Below are 16719 nucleotides of genomic sequence, written 5' to 3'. Positions count from 1 at the left end.
CCCGCGGGCGCCGTCGCACCCGCGGGTTCTCCCCCGCGAATTCAGCGTAGGTGCGCCACGCTCGCTCTGATCAGGGTGCGGTACGAGCCCCTCGTCCCCTCCCCCGCGGCCTGGCCGACGCCCCTCAGACCGTCGCGTCCAGGTCCTGGGCGTATGTCTCGACGGCCCGCCGGTAGCTCCGGACCGACGGATCGTCACTGGTGGTGGCGAGCAGGGTGAGCAGCAGCCGCATGGCCTCGTGGTGGTCACCGGTGTTGTACAGGGCCATGGCCAGGAAGGCCGGGAACGCGCCGTCCTCCGGAAACTCCTCCGCGCCACGGCGCAGGGTGTCGACCGCCTTGGTGTACTGCCCGAGTACGCGGTAGGTGCTGCCGAGCCCGAGGAGCGCACCACGGCGGTCCTCGGCCGACAACCCCGGTGTGCTGAGGCTGCGTTCGTAGAACGGGACCGCCTCGGCCTCCAGTCCCAGCACATCGTGGGCCCAGGCCGCCTGGTACGCGATCTCGGTGTCCTCGGGATACGCGGCGGACAGTGCCACCAGCCGCTGCCGCGCCCGCTCGCGGTCTCCCTGTGCACGCAACCGCACGGCCTCGGCCAGCTGTTCGTCTCGTGTGCCCTCGTGTGTGCCCTCGTCTGTGTCCTCGTCGCTCATGGCGGACATCGTCGCAGCCGGACCAGCCGGGCGATCACCGGGGGGAGGCGTCGAAGCGGCGCACATAGCGGCGCTGCCACGGTGTTTCGACGGCGTGCTTGTCGTAGTGCTGCCGTACGAAGGCCACCGCCTCGGCGGGCGGGACGCCGTCGAGGACGGCGATGCAGGCCAGGGCCGTGCCCGTACGGCCACGGCCGCCTCCGCAGGCGACCTCGACCCGCTCGTGCGCCGCGCGGCGCCACACCTCCCCGAGCAGGGTGGCGGCGCGGTCCCGGTCGCTGGGGAGACGGAAGTCCGGCCAGCGGAGCCAGTCGGAATCCCAGGCCACCTCCGGTGGCCGCTTGCCGAGCAGATACACCGCATAGGCGGGCGACGGTCCGGTGGGCAGGGGGTTGCGCAGCCCCCGGCCGCGCACCAGGCGGCCGGAGGGCAGTCGGAGGATCCCGGGGGCCTCGGGGTCCCAGAGGGGCGAGTCCGGCCCGTGCGCCGGCTCCGTTCCGCTGTCCGTCACGGCCGTGTCCTCGTGCCCGTTGTCCGATTGGCTGGACGGCATTGTGCCCCCTTGGTGTGCTGCTGTGTGGACCCTTCGATGCCAACGTAGCCGAGGGCTCCGGGTGTTACCGCGGCTTTCCTCCCCTTTGGCGGCGCAGTGCGGCGCCGAGTGCCGCGATGCCCTCCGCGATGTCGCCCGGCGGGGATGCCGCGTAGCCGAGGACCACCCCGGGGCGCAGTGGCCGCTGGCCGTACCAGGACAGCGGATGCACTTTGACACCCCTCGCGAACGCCGCGGCGGCGAGGCCGACGTCGTCCACCCCGGGCTGGAGCGTGATCGTGAGGTGCAGACCGGCCGCCGCCCCGTGGACCACCGTGCCGGGCAGCTGACCTGCGATGGCCCCGATCATGACGTCCCGGCGGTGCACATGGCGTCGGCGCAGCAGACGCAACTGGCGCTCCAGCTCTCCGGAGTCCAGCAGCTCGGCCAGTACCAGCTGCGGCAGTACCGCGTTGCCGAGGTCGCTGTTGCGTTTGGCCAGGACGAGGTCGTCGCGGTAGCGCGTCGGCGCGAGCAGCCACCCCAACCGCATGGCGGGGGCGAGGAGTTTGGAGATGGATCCGGTGTAGAAGACGTGTTCCGGCAGCGCGGCGCGCAGCGCCGAGACAGGAGGGCGGTCATAGCGGTGCTCGGCGTCGTAGTCGTCCTCGATGATCAGTCCGCCGCCCTCGGCCCACTGGGCCAGCCGACGGCGCCGCTCGCCGTGGAGCACCACCCCGGTCGGAAACTGGTGTGCGGGGGTGAGCACGACCGCCTGCGCGCCGCTTGCGCTCAGCTCGTCGACACACAGACCGTCGGCGTCGACCCGGACCGGGGGTGTGTCCATGCCCCAGTAGTTCAGATGCTGCCGGATACCGAGTGAGCACGGGTCCTCGACGGCGATACCGGTGATCCCGTCCTGCCGCAGCACATGGGCGATCAGGGAGAGGGCCTGGGAGACCCCGGCCACGATGATGACCTCGTCCGCGTCGACACGGATACCGCGGTTGAGCGCCAGCCATCTGGCGATGGACCGTCGTACGGCCGGTGTTCCGCCCGGGTCGCTGTAGCCGAACGCGGACGGCTCCAGGGTGTTCAGCACGGCGCGTTCGGCGCGGAGCCATGCCGCGCGCGGAAAGGCGGCGAGATCGGGCAGACCGGGTGAGAGATCGATCCGCGCCGGTGTGGTGCGCAGCAGGTCGAAGATGTCGATGCCGGGCGGGGCCTGGCCGAACAGCGCCGACGACGGGGGATGTGTCGCGGGCCGCTCGGGACGCGGCAGCGCCGGGGCGGACACCACGGTGGTGCCGCCGCGGCCGTGGCCGCTGACATGGCCCGCCTCCGCCAGCCGCTGATAGGCGTCGGTGACCACCCCGCGGGAGACACCGAGGTCCGCGGCCAGCCGTCGGCTCGCGGGCAGTGTGCTGCCTACCGGGAGACGGCCGTCCGCGATGGCGGTGCGGAGCCGTTCGGCCAGCCACCGTGCGCGGCCGCGCGCGGGCGCGTCGCCGATGTCGAGTTGCAGAAAGTCGGTGCCGGGCTCTTTGGACCTGCTGACCGACCCTTCTTTGGCTCTCCTCACCGGACCATTCTCTCAGGCAGGGTGACCGCATGAGCATCGCCTTCCTCCTCACCACGCTCATCGTGGTGGCCACCCCGGGAACCGGCGTCATCTACACCGTGTCGGCGGGGCTGTCGCACGGGCGGCGCGCCAGTGTCGCGGCCGCGTTCGGCTGCACCCTCGGCACCGTTCCGCACGCGGCGGCCACCCTGCTGGGCCTGGCGGCCGCGCTGCACACGAACGCGGTCGCGTTCCAGGTGCTGAAGTACCTCGGGGTGGCCTATCTGCTGTATATGGCGTGGACCACGCTGAGAGACCGTCAGATAGTCGGCGTGGCAACCGGGTCCGGCCCGCGGCCCAGCGGCCGGGTGGTTTCCTCCGCCGTCCTGATCAATCTGCTCAACCCCAAGCTGACCATGTTCTTCGTCGCCTTCCTCCCCCAGTTCGTGTCCGCCGGCGACCCCCATGCGCTCCCCCACATGGTGGTCCTCAGCGGTGTCTTCATGCTGGCCACGTTTGTGGTCTTCGCCGGGTACGGCGCCTTCGCCGCGGCGGTCCGCGATCAGGTGATCGCGCGTCCGAAGGTGCTGGCCTGGATCCGCCGGCTGTTCGCCGGTTCGTTCGTCGGTCTGAGCGTCAAGCTGGCCCTGGTCAATCCTTGAGGACACTCATGCGCTTTCTGTACTCGCCCGCGATCGGGGCCGAATATCCGGAGCTGGTCTCCGGAGCCGTCCTTGTCACCGGGATCACCACCGATGTCCCTGTCGCTATGGTCGCTTCGGCCGTCGCCCGGCACACCGCCGTCGCGGAAGAGCGTCTCGCCGACGGCGCCGAAGGTGAGTTCGCCGAAATCCAGGCGTGGCGGCGGGCGTTCACCCGGATGGGAGTGAAACCCACGCAGTACCGGAACGCGGCCGAGGCGCTGTTGCGGCGCTACCGCAAGGAGCGGTCGCTGCCTTCGGTCCATCCGCTGGTGGATCTGTGCAATGCGATCTCGGTCGCGTACGCCATCCCGGTGGGGGTGTTCGATACGGCCTGCATCACGGGGCCGTTGGAGGTCCGTCATGCCGTGGGCGACGAGATGTTCGTGTCGTTCTCCGGCGGCACGGAGCATCCGGAACCCGGCGAGGTGATCTTCGCCGACGCCTCCGGCCGTGCGCATGCGCGTCGTTGGACCCACCGGCAGAGCGGCCACTCCGTCGTCCGGGACACCACGGCCTCGGCCCTGATCGTCTCCGAGGGCCTGCATGACAGCGCTCCCGCGGACGTCGGCAAGCTCATCGCCACGGTGGCCGCCGAGCTGACGGAGATCTGGAAGGTGACGCCCACGACGGTGACACTCACACCCACCGATGGTCCGGTCGATCTGGCGGAGTGAGCCGCGTACGGGTCCTCACCCGTCGGTACCGCTCGTGGGCCGCGCGGACTGCCAGGGGAACGGCGTGAGATCGGGTTCGACCCAGCCGGTCCGGGCGCTCGGGGCCGCCAGTGTGGCGGGCCGGTAGAACCGGGTGAGCAGCCGTTTGTCGAGCAGTGCCGGATTGCGCTCGGCGAAGGTGTCGAAGTCGGCGGTCCGGGTGGTGGCCGTATGGTGTCCCACCAGCTCGACCCAGGCCCGGCTGACGGTTGCGTGGTACTTCTGCGGTGCACCGGCATAGCGGGCGGTGTGCCGGATACCGTCGCTGACCAGGCCCACCGCCGCCCCGGTGCCGAACCGCCGGACGGCGAGCCAGGTGAGGTGGATGTGCTGGCGATGGCCGAAGTGCTCGGTACCGGCCATCACCTCGCTCATCAACGCGTCGAAGGCGGACGCGGGTTGCTCCGCGGTCATGACGACTCCTTCGTCAGCGCCTGAAGGACGGCGTAGAAACCGGTGACCGCCTCGGGCGGCAGCTCACCGAGCGCCCGCTCCTCCAGCTCGGCAAGGGTCCGCCGGATCGTGGCGGCCGCCGGCCGGCCGGAGTCCGTCAGCTCGATGAGCACGGACCGCCGGTCCCCGGCGCGGGTGCCCCGGGTGATGTGCCCGCGGCGCTCGAGCCGGTCCAGCACGCTGGTCAGCGTGGTGGGCCGGGTACCCACGGCGGCACCCAGCTGGGACACCGTGCGGCCCTGCCCATCGGCGAGATTGGCCAGGGCGTTGATCTCCGAGGCCGTCAGATCGAGGTCGACCAGCTCCGCGGCGAGCACCTGGAGCGTGGCGTGGGTGGCGCGCTGGAGTGCGAGGAGCGCCGAGGGTTCGAATGATACGGATTCGGACTTCACGATTTCGGATATTACGATTTCGTTCTATCTGCCGCAAGCCCGTTGCCGCGGATTCCGTGGGACACGGACGCCGCCGCGCACTTCCGGGTCAACGCCCGGGCGGCGGGCAACGGCGCGCTGATGCGGGCGGCCACGTCGGCGGTCCGCTTCTCCCGCGACGGTCAGCGGGCCACCATGGACGCGGCGCGCCGCATCGCCGCCCTCACCCATGGCGACCGCGCCGCCGGGGAGGGCACCGCCGTCTTCCATGAAATCGTACGGCTGGCGCTCGATGGCACCGATCCCCTGGCCGCGCTCCCCGACATCCCGGACCTGGTGCACCCCCAACACCGGGAGCGCTACGCCACCGTGCTCGCCCCCGACTGGCACCCCGACGAGGCCACCGAGTTCAACGGTGCGGTCTGGCCCTGCCTCGGCTCGGCCGTCTGGGCGCTGCGTACCACCGGGGGCCACGAGGAGGCGGTGCGCGCCGCGATCGACCTCGGCGGGGACACCGACACCGTCGCGGCGGTCACCGGTGGGCTCGCCGGCGCGCGCTACGGCCTGGACGTCCGGCACGCGTGTGATCGTGCCCTCGTCCTGTCGGGACAACGGGTCAGTCGGTGCGCACCGCGTGCCGCACCCACACATTCGGTTCCACGTAGACGGCGTAGCCATGCGCGGTGTCGCACCGCACCGGGACCAGCGCGCCCGGCACCTCGGTGTCGCCGTCGCGGTCGAAGGGCAGACCGGTCCACTGGCGCCACTGGGTCAGGGATCCGCTGACCGTCATGGATGCCGGGGCGACCTTCTCGATGGTGCCGCCCGCCTTGACGTGCACCCGTAGCCACGGGTCGCTCGGCAGACCGTCGTCGCGGAGGTGGCCGATGTACTCGGTCATGGGCAGCCGCGGTCGCAGATGCTTGGCGTTCGGGCGGACCGGTGCCAGCAGGGCGTGGTGGCCCTGCCGCGCGACGGCGTCCCGCAGCGCCCCCAGCATGCGGTGGGACAGACCGCGGCCGAGGTACGCGGAGTCGATGGTGATCTCGAGCGCACCGACCACGGTGGCCGGGTGCCCGTGGTGCCGGTCACGGAACGCCCACACCAGCACCTGGTCCCACCCCCGGTCGGGCATCTCCTCACGCCCGTCGAGCTCGGCGTTGAACGGCACGCTCAGCCCTCGGGCCACCACGCGGTCGCCGTCGGTGGCCACCACGCAGTACTGCGGGAAGTCCTCCACCACCCGGCCGAGCAGGGCATTCGCCGCCGGTTCATGCGCGATGAAGGCGGGCCATGTCTCGGCGATCTCATAGACCCGGGGGATCAGCGACGGCCGGTCGCTGAGCGGGCTGATCTCGACCGTGTCGATGTCGGTGTGGCTGTGGGTGCCGGTGTCTGTCACAAGGAGGAACAGTGTCAGAGACGGTGTGGTCCGGCCACCTGGTTTGCCGTCCCGGCCACGCCACGGGAGGCGAGGAAGTGCTCGGCGTCGCCCGTGAGATGGTCTTCCAGCGCGGGCAGTCCGGACACGACGGCCAGTAGTGCGTCGGCGACGTCGGGGAGCATGGCCCAGACGGCGGGGTCGCACCGCAGCACCACGGAGAGCAGATCGCCCTCGTAATACCGGGCCTCGGCCAGCGGATCGTCCCGCAGCACCTCGAGCGCCAGCGGCAGCAGAAAGGGCAGACCGACGTTCTGGGCGATCAGGGTGCGCAGGTCCTCGACGGTGAGCGCGCCGAGTTTCCGCTGCCGTAGGGCGTGCACGGTCCGCACCAGTCCGGTGGCGTTGTCGGGCGGGTCCGGCCAGCGGACGCCGTCCAGTTCTTCCAGGGTGCGGTCGCGGTGGAGCAGTCGGCTCATCCGGGAAGGGTAGCGCCATGGAGTACGGGAAGTACCCAGTGGTGTTCTGAGTACGCGCACTCAGGTCAGCAGGGCTCGGGGCTTCTAGCGTGACCCCCATGAGCAGCCAGGACGCCCTTGAGCACACCGACTCCGGCCAGGACACGGCCACCGCCCGTGGCAGGGACGCCGAGGGCCCCTCTAAGAAGACGTCGGGGTGCGCCGTGGCGATGGTCGTGCTCGGCTGTCTGGCACTCCTGGGCATGGTGGGCCTCTCCGAGCTGGAGAAGGGGCTGGACGGATACGGGCAGTTGGAGGGCGGCCAGGAGGATCTGGGGCCCGGTGCCACGGCCGAGTACGAGGACGGGCTGCGCGTGACCGTCAGCGAACCGGTCCGTGAGCCGGGCAGTCGGGTCTACGCGTTCACCATCACCTACGAGAACGGCACGGACTCGGCGTTGCGCCCCATCGGCACGGGATCGGACGCCTATGTGTCCGACATCGCCGGCTCCGACACTCCGCTGATCGTTCGCGCCGGGGTCCCCTACGACTACGACGGGCCCGACGACGGCACCGACGTCGAGTGGCTCAACGACGACGAGGCCAATCGCAGACTCCGGCCGTCGCTGGGTGAGGACGAGAGTGTGCGGGTACCGGTGCGGGTGCGTGCCCGTGCCAAGGCGACGCCGGTCACCGTCGAGGTCCAGCCGCCGGGCGACGACTTCCGGGACACCGCCCAGTGGGCGCTGACCCTGGACTGACGGTGGCCACCGCGCCTCCGGTCCGGTGGCCGACGGTCAGTTGAAGATCACCGTGCGCTTGCCGTGCAGCAGCACCCGCCCCTGGCAGTGCCAGTTGACCGCGCGGGCCAGCGCCAGCCGTTCGGCGTCGCGGCCGACGGTGACCAGGTCCTCCGGGGTGGCGCGGTGGTCCACCCGGATCACCTCCTGCTCGATGATCGGCCCTTCGTCGAGGTCGGCCGTGACGTAGTGGGCCGTCGCGCCCACGAACTTCACCCCGCGCCGGTACGCCTGGTGGTAGGGCTTGGCCCCGGCGAAACTCGGCAGGAAGGAGTGGTGGATGTTGATGGCGCGGCCCTCCAGCCGCTTGCACAGATCGTCCGAGAGCACCTGCATATAGCGGGCGAGGACCACCAGATCGACGCGGTGTTCCTCGATCAGCTCCAACAGCCGGGCCTCGGCCCGTGGCTTGGTGTCGGGGGTGACCGGTACGTGTGCGTACGGCACACCGGCGGCCTCCACCGTACCGGCGAGGTCGGGGTGGTTGGACACCACCAGCACCAGCTCCGCGTCCAGGGCGCCGCTGCGCCAGCGGTAGAGCAGATCCGCCAGACAGTGGTCGAACTTGGACACCATCACCAGCACCCGGGGCCTGGCCCCGGCGTCCCACAGCTGCCATTCCATGCCGAAGGCCGCCGCCACCGGTGCGAAGGCCGTGTGCAGCCGGTCGAGAGTGAGCTCCGCGTCGTGCGCGGTGAACGCGGTGCGCAGAAAGACACTCCCGTGCTCGGTGTCGTCGTACTGCTGGTGCTCGGTGATGTCGCAGCCGTACCGCACCAGGAACGAGGTCACGGCATGGACGACGCCGGGGCGTTCGGAGCAGGTGAGGGTGAGCAGATACCGGCCGGTCATGAGCCACCCCGGTATTCCGTGCAGGCGTCGACGAGCCAGGTGGCGACGTAGGAGGCGAAGGACGAACGGACCAGCAGCCAGACGCTGGACGCCCCGACTCCCCTGACCACGAGCGACACCCCGGCCTGTGCCAGCAGGGTGGTCACACAGGAGCCGACCGGGGTCACCCGCGGGTCCAGGTCGATGGCGCAGCCACGGGCCAGCACCTCACGGGTGAGCTGTCCGGTGAGGGACAGGGTGGTGCGCTGGGCGGAGACATCGGTGACGGTGGCGAACGCGTCGCCGATCGCCGCGCGCAGTCGCCCGGCCAGGTCCTGGCTCCGGTCCGGAGGCGCCACCAGAAGCCATTCGTCCGGCCCCAGCCACAGGGCCTTCACCTCCCCGGACATATCCGCGCAGGAGGGGCCGGGGAGGGCGATTCCCAAGGTGTCCTCAACGGCTCGGGCCGCCGGGCTGCCGGGCTCCACCCGGAGGGAGAGCTGTGTCAGGAAGGGGATCTCCCTGATGTCCAGCCCCTCGGGCAGCCGCTCGAAGGTGTTCTGCCATCCGTCCAGCGGGCTGAAGCGTACGGGCGTCTCAACCGTCACGGCGAGCTCCCTCCTTGTCGTAGAGCACGGGCTCGGACACGGTCACCGGGACGGTCTCGCCGTCCAGCGCCACATAGAGGGTTTCGCCGATCCGCCGGGTCCCCGACCGCACGAGCGCCAGCGCGAACGTGCCTCCCAGGGCGTCGCTGCGGTAGCTGGAGGTGACATGTCCGAGCATGGGCACCGGTGGCGCGGGGACGGTGCTGGTGGCGATGATCTGGGCGCCCTCCGGCAGCAGCCTGCGCTCGTCGGCGGGCAGTAGCGCCACCAGCTCCTTGCGGTCGGCGCGCTGGTTCTCCGGCCGGGCGAAGGAGCGCTTGCCCACGAAGTCGGCCTTCTTCTTGGACACCACCCAGGACATACCGAGGTCCTGCGGGGTGACGGTGCCGTCGGTGTCCTGACCGATGATGGGATACGCCTTCTCGGCGCGCAGCACGTGCATGGTCTCGGTGCCGTAGGTGGTGAGGCCGAACGGGGCGCCCGCCGCGTACAGGGCCCGCCACACCGCGATGCCGTCCCACGCGGGTACGTTGATCTCGTAGGCGAGTTCACCGGAGAAGCTGATCCGGCAGACCCGGGCCGCGGCACCGGCCACGGTGGTGTCGCGCCAGGACATGAACGGGAAGGCGTCGTTGCTGACGTCGAGTTCGGGGGCGACCAGCGCCAGTACCTCCCGGGAGCGGGGTCCCACCAGGGGGATGGTCACCCAGTGCTCGGTGACGGAGGTGAGGTGCACCCGCAGTTCCGGCCACTCGGTCTGGAGCCACTCCTCCATCCACTCCAGCACCCTGGCGGCGTTGCCGGTGGTGGTGGTCAGGAAGAACTCCTCCTCCGCGACCCGGATCACGGTGCCGTCGTCCATGGCCATGCCGTCGACCCCGCACATCACGCCGTAGCGGATCCGGCCGGGCTTCAGGGTGCTCATCAGGTTGGTGTAGAGCCGGTCCAGCAGCACACCGGCGTCCGGGCCCTGCACGTTGATCTTGCCGAGGGTCGAGCCGTCCATCATGGCGACGCCCTCGCGCGCCGCCCGGCATTCGCGCAGCACGGCCTCGTCCATGGTCTCGCCCTCGCGGGGGTAGTACCAGGGGCGCTTCCACTGTCCGACGTCCTCGAACAGCGCGCCGTGCTCGACATGCCAGGGGTGCAGCGCGGTGACGCGGACGGGGTCGAACAGCTCGCCGCGGTTGCGCCCGGCGAAGGCGGCGAAGGCCACCGGCACGGCGGGCGGCCGGAAGCGGGTGGTGCCCAGTTCGGCGATGTCCACGCCCAGCGCCTCGGCGACGATGCCGGAGGTCAGCACGCCCGAGGTGCGGCCCTGGTCATGGGCGGTGCCGATGGTGGTGTAGCGCTTGACGTGCTCCACCGACCGCAGCCCCGCGCCGGTGGCCCGGAACACATCCGTGACCAGGGCGTCGCGCTGGAGGTCGACGAACTGGTGGGAACCGTCGGGCCCGTCCTGCGGACTGGGCACCCGCCACAGCACCCGGCCCGGTGCGGCGGGCGGTGCCGCGGCCGCCGCCGGAGACGGGGCCGGTGTCACGGAGCGATCCAGCGCCGACAGCGCCTGGGTGACGGCGTCCACCCCGTCGGCCAGACATCCGGCGAGGCTGGTGGTGCCCCGGGCCGCTCCGGCCGTACGCACGGTCGGCAGCGCGCCCGCGGGGACGAACGCACCTGCCTCCGGGTCGTAGGCCAACGCGCCGCCGGCCTGGCTGAACAGGGCAACCGCCGGGTTCCAGCCGCCGGACACCAGCAGCAGGTCGCAGTCGACGCCCTGGCGTTCGCCGAGCCCGTCATGGCCGAAGCGGGCGACATGGGCGCGGGAGATCCGTTCGATGCCGCTGGTGCCGGTCACCACATGTCCGGTACGCACCTCGATACCGCGTTCGGCGCAGGCGGCCAGCAGACGGGCGGGCACGCTCTCGCGCGCGTCGACGACCGCGGCGATGCGTACACCGGCGTCGGCCAGGTCGAGGACGGCGTGGTAGGCGGAGTCGTTGGTGGTGAACACCACGGCCCGCCGCCCGGCCACCACTCCGAAGCGGCCCAGGTAGGTACGGGCCGAACCGGCGAGCATGATGCCGGGGCGGTCGTTGTTGTCGAAGGCCACGGGCCGCTCGTACGCCCCGGTGGCATAGACGACCTGCCGGGCCCGGATCCGCCAGATCCGCTGCCGTGAGACATGGGCGGGCGCGGCGGCGCCGAGGTGGTCGGTGCGCTTCTCCAGGGCGAGCACCAGACCGTCGTCGTAGTGGCCGAAGGCGGTGGTGCGGCTGAGCACCGTCACATCGGGGCAGGCGGCCAGCTCGTCCGTGACGGCCGTGGCCCACGCGGTCGCCGCCGCACCGTCGAGTGTCTGCCGACCGCTGAGCAACGAGCCGCCCGGCATGGGGAGTTCATCCACCAGGACCACCCGGGCACCGGAGCGGGCGGCGGTGAGCGCCGCCGAGAGTCCGGCCGGTCCGGCGCCCACGACCAGGACGTCGCAGGGGGCGTGCATGGTGTCGTAGCGGGCCGGGTCCGGCTGGTCGCTCAGTCTGCCCTGGCCGCCCAGCCCCCGCGCGACCAGCCCGTCGTAGAGCTCCACGGTGGTGGCGGTGAGCATGGGCTCGGGGAACGGCGCCTCGATCTGCACCAGCGCGTTGGGCTCCTCGACACCGGCGGCCATGATGCCGCGCGGCCGGCCGTACTTGATACCGGTGGCCACCGTGTGCACCCCGTTGGCCAGCAGGGCCGAGGCGAGAGTGTCCCCCGGGTGCCCGGTGTACGTCACACCGTCGAAGACGAAGGAGAGGGTGGTGCCGCGGTCGATGTGGCCGTGGTCCTCGGTGCGGAACGGATTGCTCATGGGGTGGCCTCCTGGCCCTGCCGCGGTTGTGCGCCGGGGACGGTGCGGGTGGCGAGGACGGTGCGGACGGCGGGCGGGAGCGGGTCACCGACGCGGTAGACCGCGAGGAACTCATGGGTGACCGTGTCGCGCACGGCGTTGAACCAGCGGCGGCATCCGGCGGCGTGTGTCCACCGCTCCGCGAAGGGCCCCTTGGGGTTGTCGCGGAAGAACACGTACTGGGCCCACTGCTCGTCGTCCAGGGCGTGCGGGTCCTCGGGGTGGGCGATATGCGCCTGTCCGCCGTAGTGGAACTCGGCTTCCTCGCGTGCGCCGCACCAGGGGCACTCGATGAGCTGCATGGGGTCTCCTCGCTCCGGCGGTCGTCAGTGGGCGACGGCGGCGGCGCCGTGTTCGTCGATCAGTGCGCCGGTGGTGAACCGGGACAGGGTGAAGGGCGCGTTGTAGGGGTGGGGTTCACCAGTGGCGACGGTGTGGGCGAAGCACCAGCCGACCGCCGGAGTGGCCTTGAAACCGCCGGTGCCCCAGCCGCAGTTGAGATAGAGATCCCGGACCGGGGTCAGTCCGACGATGGGTGAGGCGTCCGGGGTGACATCGACGATCCCGGCCCAGGTGCGCAGCATGTGGGCGCGGGCGAACACCGGGAAGAGCTCGAGGGCCGCAGCCATCTGACGCTCGATGATGTGGAAGGCGCCGCGCTGTCCGTAGCCGTTGTAGGCGTCGATGCCCGCGCCCATGACGAGTTCGCCCTTGTGCGCCTGGGAGACGTAGACGTGCACCGCGTTGGACATCACGACCGTGGGGTGCACCGGCTCCAGGAGTTCGGAGACCAGGGCTTGGAGCGGATGGCTCTGCAACGGCAGCCGCAGCCCGGCCATCGCGGCCAGCACGGAGGAGTGTCCGGCGGCGGCGAGCGCCACCTTTCCGGCGGCGATCCGGCCGCGGGTGGTGCGCACCCCCGTCACCCGGCCGTCGCTGATGTCGATGCCGGTGACCTCGCAGTCCTGGATCAGATCGATGCCCAGGTCATTGGCGCGGCGGGCGAACCCCCAGGCCACGTAGTCGTGTTTGGCGATGCCCGCGCGCGGCTGGTAGGTGGCGCCGTGCACCGGGTAGCGGATGTCGGAGGAGACGTTGACGATGGGGCAGACCTTGGCCACCTCGCCGGGCTCCAGCCACTCGGCGTCGATACCGTTGAGCTGGTTGGCATACACCCGGCGCTTGCTGTCGCGGACGTCCTGGAGGCTGTGCGCGAGGTTGAGCACCCCGCGCTGGCTGAACAGGATGGGGTAGTCGAGGTCCTCCTCCAGGGTCTCCCACAGCTTCAGGGAGTGCTCGTAGATGCCGGAGCTCTCGTCCCACAGGTAGTTGGAGCGGATGATGGTGGTGTTGCGGGCCATGTTGCCACCGGCCAGCCAGCCCTTCTCCAGCACGGCGATATTGGTGATGCCGTGGTTCTTCGCCAGGTAGTAGGCGGTGGCCAGACCATGTCCGCCGCCTCCGACGACCACCACGTCGTAGGAGGGCTTGGGGTCGGGGTTGCGCCACAGGAAGTCGGGGTGGTCGGGGAGGACGTCCCCGGGGGTGGACGGGGTGTTCGCGGCATGCATCACGCGTCGGCCTCCTGGGCGGGCTGGAGCTCCTGGGCGGGGTAGAGGGGGAAGCGGTCGGCGAGGACCTGGACCCGCTTGCGCAGCGCGGCGGACACCTGGTCGTCGAAGCCGGGCAGGAAGGCCGTGGCGATGATGTCCGCCACCTCGTGGAACTCCTCCGCGCCGAAGCCGCGCGCGGCGAGCGCGGGGGTACCGATCCGGACGCCCGAACTGACCATCGGAGGGCGGGGGTCGAAGGGCACGGCGTTGCGGTTGACGGTGATGCCCACCTGGTGCAGCCGGTCCTCGGCCTGCTGCCCGTCCAGCTCGGAGTGGCGCAGGTCCACCAGGACCAGATGCACATCCGTACCGCCGGTCAGCACGCTCACCCCGGCGTCCCTGCTGTCCTCGGCCAGCAGTCGCGCGGCGAGGATCGAGGCGCCCTCGAGGGTGCGCCGCTGGCGTTCGGCGAACTCGGGCCGGGCGGCCATGCCGAACGCGACCGCCTTGGCCGCGATGACATGCTCCAGCGGGCCGCCCTGCTGACCGGGGAAGACCGCCGAGTTGATCTTCTTCGCCAGCTCCTGCGTGGAGAGGATCACTCCGCCGCGGGGGCCGCCGAGGGTCTTGTGGGTCGTGGTGGTGACCACATGGGAATGCGGGACCGGCGAGGGGTGCAGCCCGGCCGCCACCAGGCCCGCGAAGTGGGCCATGTCCACCATCAGGTAGGCGCCGACCTCATCGGCGATGGCGCGGAAGGCGGCGAAGTCCAGCTGGCGCGGATACGCGGACCATCCGGCCACGATCAGCTTCGGCCGGTGTTCCCGGGCCAGATCGCGGACCCGCTCCATGTCGATGCGGTGGTCGTCCTCACGGACCTGGTACGCGGCCACCGTGTACAGCCGCCCGGAGAAGTTGATCCGCATCCCGTGGGTGAGATGGCCGCCGTGCGCCAGGTCGAGTCCCAGGATGGTGTCGCCGGGCTCCAGCAGCGCCGCCATGGCGGCGGCGTTGGCCTGGGCGCCGGAGTGCGGCTGCACATTGGCCGCCTCGGCGCCGAACAGCCCCTTCACCCGGTCGATCGCGAGCCGCTCGATGACGTCCACATGCTCACAGCCGCCGTAGTAGCGGCGGCCGGGGTAGCCCTCGGCGTACTTGTTGGTCAGCACCGAGCCCTGCGCCTGCATGACCGCGAGCGGGGCGAAGTTCTCGCTGGCGATCATCTCCAGGGTCCCGCGCTGACGGGCCAGCTCCGCCCCGATCGCCGCGGAGACCTCGGGGTCGGCGGCGTGGAGCTGCTCGGAGAGCACTGCGGAGCGAGCCGCTCGCTGGTCGGGGATGGCGGCAGTCATAAGCACTCCCTTGGGGACCGACGAGAAACGCGACTGATATATCAGTTGGCTGTTGAGGTACAGTAGGAGTGCGCTTCCGGGCGCGTCAAGGGAGGGATCCGGGTGACTTCTTCAGCCGTCGCGGGCCAGGGCGACCAGACCCTGGCCGACCGTGCCTACCAGGCGATTTCGGAGCGTCTGGTGACCTTGGGCATCCGCCCCGGCGAACCCGTCAACGATGAGCGGATCGCCGCCGAGCTCGGCTTCGGCCGCACTCCGGTGCGCGAGGCGCTCAAGCGGCTGGAGACCGAGCGGCTGATCGTCGCCTACCCCCGCCGCGGCACCTTCGCCACCGAGGTCCAGATCGCCGATCTCGGCCATATCTCCGAGGTCCGCCAGCAGCTCGAACCGCTCGCCGCCTCCCTCGCGGCCGAGCGCGCCACCGAGCGCGACCGCGCCGGGCTCGGCGAACTGCTGACCCGGCTGGACAGCGAGAGCCAGGCCGGCGCAGGGGGCGGCGCGGATCTGATCCGGCTGGACATGGCCGTGCACCGAGCCCTGTACGCCACCACCTACAACCCGTATCTCCAGGACACCCTGATCCGCTACGACAACCTGGCCACCCGCATCTGGTGCCTGTTCATCGACCGGCTGCCAGGGCTGGCCGGGCATGTGCGCGAGCACGGACCGCTGCTGCGGGCCGTCATCGACGGCGACCCGCAGAAAGCCGCCGCCCTCGCCGCCGGCCATGTGGAAGGTTTCGAAGCGGCCATCCGCGGCATCATCTGACACCGCGTCCGCAAAGATCGTCGCGGAGACGGCGGTGAGTGCCGGCGCACAAGCCCGTTACGGGATGAGGGACGCCAGTGAGGCGGGCAGCCGCGCCTTGAGGTCCTGCCATTCGCCCTCGCTGACATGTCGTTGCAGCGCCTGGAGCACGGTGCGCACCAATTGCTCGGTGTCACCGTGGATGGCGTACGGAAAGTCCTCCCGGACCCGGCTGAGGAATTCCTCGCCGTTCATCTTCACCGGGGTCTCCGCCGGCTTCCAGCCGTCGTAGTAGACACCCCGCAGCAGGGTGGGGAGCTGTGCGCCGAACTGGACGGCCTCGTCCACCGGTAGCCGGTCCCGCAGGTGGTGCAGTACGGACCGGAGGGCGGCGTACGACTGCTTCCGGCGCTCCTTGGGCCAGCCGTAGGCGTCCTCGATCTCCCGCAGGAGCCGATTGGACTTGTCGACCGTGGTGTCGAATGAGGCAAAGCCTGTCGCAACCATCGTGGGGTCCTTCCGTGCCCCGCGGCGGCCCGGACGTGGCGGGCCACCGCGGGGAGAGAGCCCGGGCCCGCGGGGTCAGCCGCGACCGCCCTCGGCTCTCTCGGTGATCTCGATATGGCGGGGCTTGGCGGTCTCCGCCTTGGGGACGGTGATCGTCAGGACCCCCTCGGACATGGTGGCTTTGACGCCTTCGGTGTTCACTTCGCCCGGGAGCAGCATCCGGTACTCGAAGCGACCGGTACGGCGGCCACTGCGGCGCAGCACGCCCTTGCGCTCCCGTTCCGCGACCTCGCCGGTGACGGCCACTTCCTGGCCGCTGACCTCGATGTCGACGTCCCTGCGGCTGACACCGGGGAGTTCGAGCTCGATGTGGTACGCGTCGTCGGCCTCGGTCACATCGGCGGACGGCGTCCATACCACCAGTCCGGCGCCGGGTGCTGTGCTCCCGACCGTGGATTCGAGCAACCCGCCCATCTGACTGAGCAGATCGTCGAATTCCGCCAGCGGATTCCGGGTCCACCGGGGGCGTTCCATCGCTCCCTGGCCCCGCTGTCGTCTCACCGGCATGCTCATCGTCCATCACCTCCGGTTGTGCCACTCATGAGC

General features: G+C 70.9%; 19 protein-coding genes and 1 pseudogene. 5 read left to right on the top strand and 15 right to left on the bottom strand.

The window, feature by feature from the left end:
- Positions 1-124: 124 nt before the first annotated feature.
- The 3 genes from JK363_RS11670 to pdxR all read right to left on the bottom strand — a co-directional run bounded on the left by JK363_RS11670 (position 125) and on the right by pdxR (position 2766).
- The gene (locus tag JK363_RS11670; RefSeq protein WP_201874532.1) at positions 125-652 is read right to left on the bottom strand and encodes a tetratricopeptide repeat protein; all 528 of its coding nucleotides are present in this window, start codon (positions 650-652) and stop codon (positions 125-127) included.
- Between the two features lie 34 nt (positions 653-686).
- Positions 687-1205: a protein-tyrosine phosphatase family protein gene (locus tag JK363_RS11665; RefSeq protein ID WP_236075697.1), complete on the bottom strand. Its 519-nt coding sequence runs from the start codon at positions 1203-1205 to the stop codon at positions 687-689.
- Between the two features lie 64 nt (positions 1206-1269).
- Entirely contained in the window at positions 1270-2766 is a 1497-nt protein-coding gene (gene pdxR, locus JK363_RS11660; protein WP_201874531.1) for a MocR-like pyridoxine biosynthesis transcription factor PdxR, read from the bottom strand.
- 29 nt (positions 2767-2795) lie between these two features.
- Between pdxR and JK363_RS11655 the strand changes: the two genes are divergently transcribed.
- A complete protein-coding gene (locus JK363_RS11655; RefSeq protein ID WP_201874529.1) occupies positions 2796-3407 on the top strand; it encodes a LysE family translocator in 612 nt (203 codons plus the stop codon).
- Positions 3408-3415: 8 nt separating this feature from the next.
- Positions 3416-4123, top strand: a complete 708-nt coding sequence (locus JK363_RS11650) for a B3/B4 domain-containing protein (protein WP_201874527.1) — start codon at positions 3416-3418, stop codon at positions 4121-4123.
- 15 nt (positions 4124-4138) lie between these two features.
- On the opposite strand, the gene JK363_RS11645 is transcribed toward JK363_RS11650, so the two are convergent.
- A complete protein-coding gene (locus tag JK363_RS11645; protein ID WP_201874525.1) occupies positions 4139-4576 on the bottom strand; it encodes a hypothetical protein in 438 nt (145 codons plus the stop codon).
- A complete protein-coding gene (locus tag JK363_RS11640) occupies positions 4573-5007 on the bottom strand; it encodes a MarR family winged helix-turn-helix transcriptional regulator (protein WP_201874523.1) in 435 nt (144 codons plus the stop codon). Before JK363_RS11640 ends, JK363_RS11645 begins: the two co-directional genes overlap by 4 nt.
- A 51-nt stretch (positions 5008-5058) precedes the next feature.
- On the opposite strand from JK363_RS11640, the pseudogene JK363_RS11635 reads away from it, so the two are divergent.
- Positions 5059-5556 (top strand): annotated as a pseudogene (locus JK363_RS11635) (ADP-ribosylglycohydrolase family protein); the annotation flags it as partial.
- A 46-nt stretch (positions 5557-5602) separates the two neighbouring features.
- On the opposite strand, the gene JK363_RS11630 reads toward JK363_RS11635, so the two are convergent.
- Both JK363_RS11630 and JK363_RS11625 read right to left on the bottom strand, forming a co-directional pair.
- Entirely contained in the window at positions 5603-6388 is a 786-nt protein-coding gene (locus tag JK363_RS11630) for an N-acetyltransferase (RefSeq protein ID WP_307821689.1), read from the bottom strand.
- 14 nt (positions 6389-6402) lie between these two features.
- Positions 6403-6846: a contact-dependent growth inhibition system immunity protein gene (locus tag JK363_RS11625; RefSeq protein ID WP_201874521.1), complete on the bottom strand. Its 444-nt coding sequence runs from the start codon at positions 6844-6846 to the stop codon at positions 6403-6405.
- Between the two features lie 98 nt (positions 6847-6944).
- On the opposite strand from JK363_RS11625, the gene JK363_RS11620 reads away from it, so the two are divergent.
- On the top strand, positions 6945-7586 hold the full coding sequence (locus JK363_RS11620; protein ID WP_201874519.1) for a hypothetical protein: 642 nt from the start codon (positions 6945-6947) through the stop codon (positions 7584-7586).
- Between the two features lie 36 nt (positions 7587-7622).
- Here JK363_RS11620 and purU read toward each other — a convergent pair whose 3' ends face one another.
- The 6 genes from purU to glyA are packed head-to-tail and all read right to left on the bottom strand — an operon-like array spanning position 7623 to position 14859.
- Positions 7623-8477: a formyltetrahydrofolate deformylase gene (purU, locus tag JK363_RS11615; protein WP_201874517.1), complete on the bottom strand. Its 855-nt coding sequence runs from the start codon at positions 8475-8477 to the stop codon at positions 7623-7625.
- Complete coding sequence (locus tag JK363_RS11610) at positions 8474-9064, bottom strand: sarcosine oxidase subunit gamma (RefSeq protein ID WP_201874515.1); 591 nt, start codon at positions 9062-9064, stop codon at positions 8474-8476. Before JK363_RS11610 ends, purU begins: the two co-directional genes overlap by 4 nt.
- Entirely contained in the window at positions 9054-11915 is a 2862-nt protein-coding gene (locus tag JK363_RS11605; RefSeq protein WP_236075696.1) for a 2Fe-2S iron-sulfur cluster-binding protein, read from the bottom strand. The genes JK363_RS11610 and JK363_RS11605 overlap by 11 nt, the downstream gene beginning before the upstream one ends.
- Positions 11912-12256 carry a sarcosine oxidase subunit delta gene (locus JK363_RS42250; RefSeq protein ID WP_236075695.1) on the bottom strand — a complete coding sequence of 115 codons (345 nt, stop codon included), beginning with the start codon at positions 12254-12256 and terminating at the stop codon, positions 11912-11914. Before JK363_RS42250 ends, JK363_RS11605 begins: the two co-directional genes overlap by 4 nt.
- A gap of 24 nt (positions 12257-12280) precedes the next feature.
- Positions 12281-13525, bottom strand: a complete 1245-nt coding sequence (locus JK363_RS11600; RefSeq protein WP_201874513.1) for a sarcosine oxidase subunit beta family protein — start codon at positions 13523-13525, stop codon at positions 12281-12283.
- Positions 13525-14859 carry a serine hydroxymethyltransferase gene (gene glyA, locus JK363_RS11595; RefSeq protein ID WP_201874511.1) on the bottom strand — a complete coding sequence of 445 codons (1335 nt, stop codon included), beginning with the start codon at positions 14857-14859 and terminating at the stop codon, positions 13525-13527. The genes JK363_RS11600 and glyA overlap by 1 nt, the downstream gene beginning before the upstream one ends.
- Positions 14860-14961: 102 nt before the next feature.
- On the opposite strand from glyA, the gene JK363_RS11590 reads away from it, so the two are divergent.
- Positions 14962-15627 carry a GntR family transcriptional regulator gene (locus JK363_RS11590; RefSeq protein WP_201874510.1) on the top strand — a complete coding sequence of 222 codons (666 nt, stop codon included), beginning with the start codon at positions 14962-14964 and terminating at the stop codon, positions 15625-15627.
- A 57-nt stretch (positions 15628-15684) separates the two neighbouring features.
- Here the strand turns inward: JK363_RS11590 and JK363_RS11585 are convergent, their stop codons facing one another.
- Entirely contained in the window at positions 15685-16113 is a 429-nt protein-coding gene (locus JK363_RS11585) for a DUF2267 domain-containing protein (protein WP_201874509.1), read from the bottom strand.
- A 75-nt stretch (positions 16114-16188) separates the two neighbouring features.
- Entirely contained in the window at positions 16189-16686 is a 498-nt protein-coding gene (locus JK363_RS11580; RefSeq protein ID WP_201874508.1) for an Hsp20/alpha crystallin family protein, read from the bottom strand.
- Positions 16687-16719: the final 33 nt, after the last annotated feature.

The organism is Streptomyces coffeae (assembly GCF_016741875.1).
Lineage (GTDB): Bacteria > Actinomycetota > Actinomycetes > Streptomycetales > Streptomycetaceae > Streptomyces > Streptomyces coffeae.
Note: the sequence above shows the minus strand (reverse complement) of the source record. Positions and strands in the feature narration are given on the sequence as shown.

Coding starts and splice junctions, on each gene's coding strand:
- JK363_RS11620 (WP_201874519.1), top strand. CDS start 6,945: ATGAGCAGCCAGGACGCCCTTGAGCACACCGACTCCGGCCAGGACACG.
- JK363_RS11580 (WP_201874508.1), bottom strand. CDS start 16,686: ATGAGCATGCCGGTGAGACGACAGCGGGGCCAGGGAGCGATGGAACGC.
- JK363_RS11650 (WP_201874527.1), top strand. CDS start 3,416: ATGCGCTTTCTGTACTCGCCCGCGATCGGGGCCGAATATCCGGAGCTG.
- JK363_RS11645 (WP_201874525.1), bottom strand. CDS start 4,576: ATGACCGCGGAGCAACCCGCGTCCGCCTTCGACGCGTTGATGAGCGAG.
- JK363_RS11625 (WP_201874521.1), bottom strand. CDS start 6,846: ATGAGCCGACTGCTCCACCGCGACCGCACCCTGGAAGAACTGGACGGC.
- purU (WP_201874517.1), bottom strand. CDS start 8,477: ATGACCGGCCGGTATCTGCTCACCCTCACCTGCTCCGAACGCCCCGGC.
- JK363_RS11655 (WP_201874529.1), top strand. CDS start 2,796: ATGAGCATCGCCTTCCTCCTCACCACGCTCATCGTGGTGGCCACCCCG.
- JK363_RS11665 (WP_236075697.1), bottom strand. CDS start 1,205: ATGCCGTCCAGCCAATCGGACAACGGGCACGAGGACACGGCCGTGACG.
- JK363_RS11605 (WP_236075696.1), bottom strand. CDS start 11,915: ATGAGCAATCCGTTCCGCACCGAGGACCACGGCCACATCGACCGCGGC.
- glyA (WP_201874511.1), bottom strand. CDS start 14,859: ATGACTGCCGCCATCCCCGACCAGCGAGCGGCTCGCTCCGCAGTGCTC.
- JK363_RS11600 (WP_201874513.1), bottom strand. CDS start 13,525: ATGCATGCCGCGAACACCCCGTCCACCCCCGGGGACGTCCTCCCCGAC.
- JK363_RS11585 (WP_201874509.1), bottom strand. CDS start 16,113: ATGGTTGCGACAGGCTTTGCCTCATTCGACACCACGGTCGACAAGTCC.
- JK363_RS42250 (WP_236075695.1), bottom strand. CDS start 12,256: ATGCAGCTCATCGAGTGCCCCTGGTGCGGCGCACGCGAGGAAGCCGAG.
- JK363_RS11670 (WP_201874532.1), bottom strand. CDS start 652: ATGAGCGACGAGGACACAGACGAGGGCACACACGAGGGCACACGAGAC.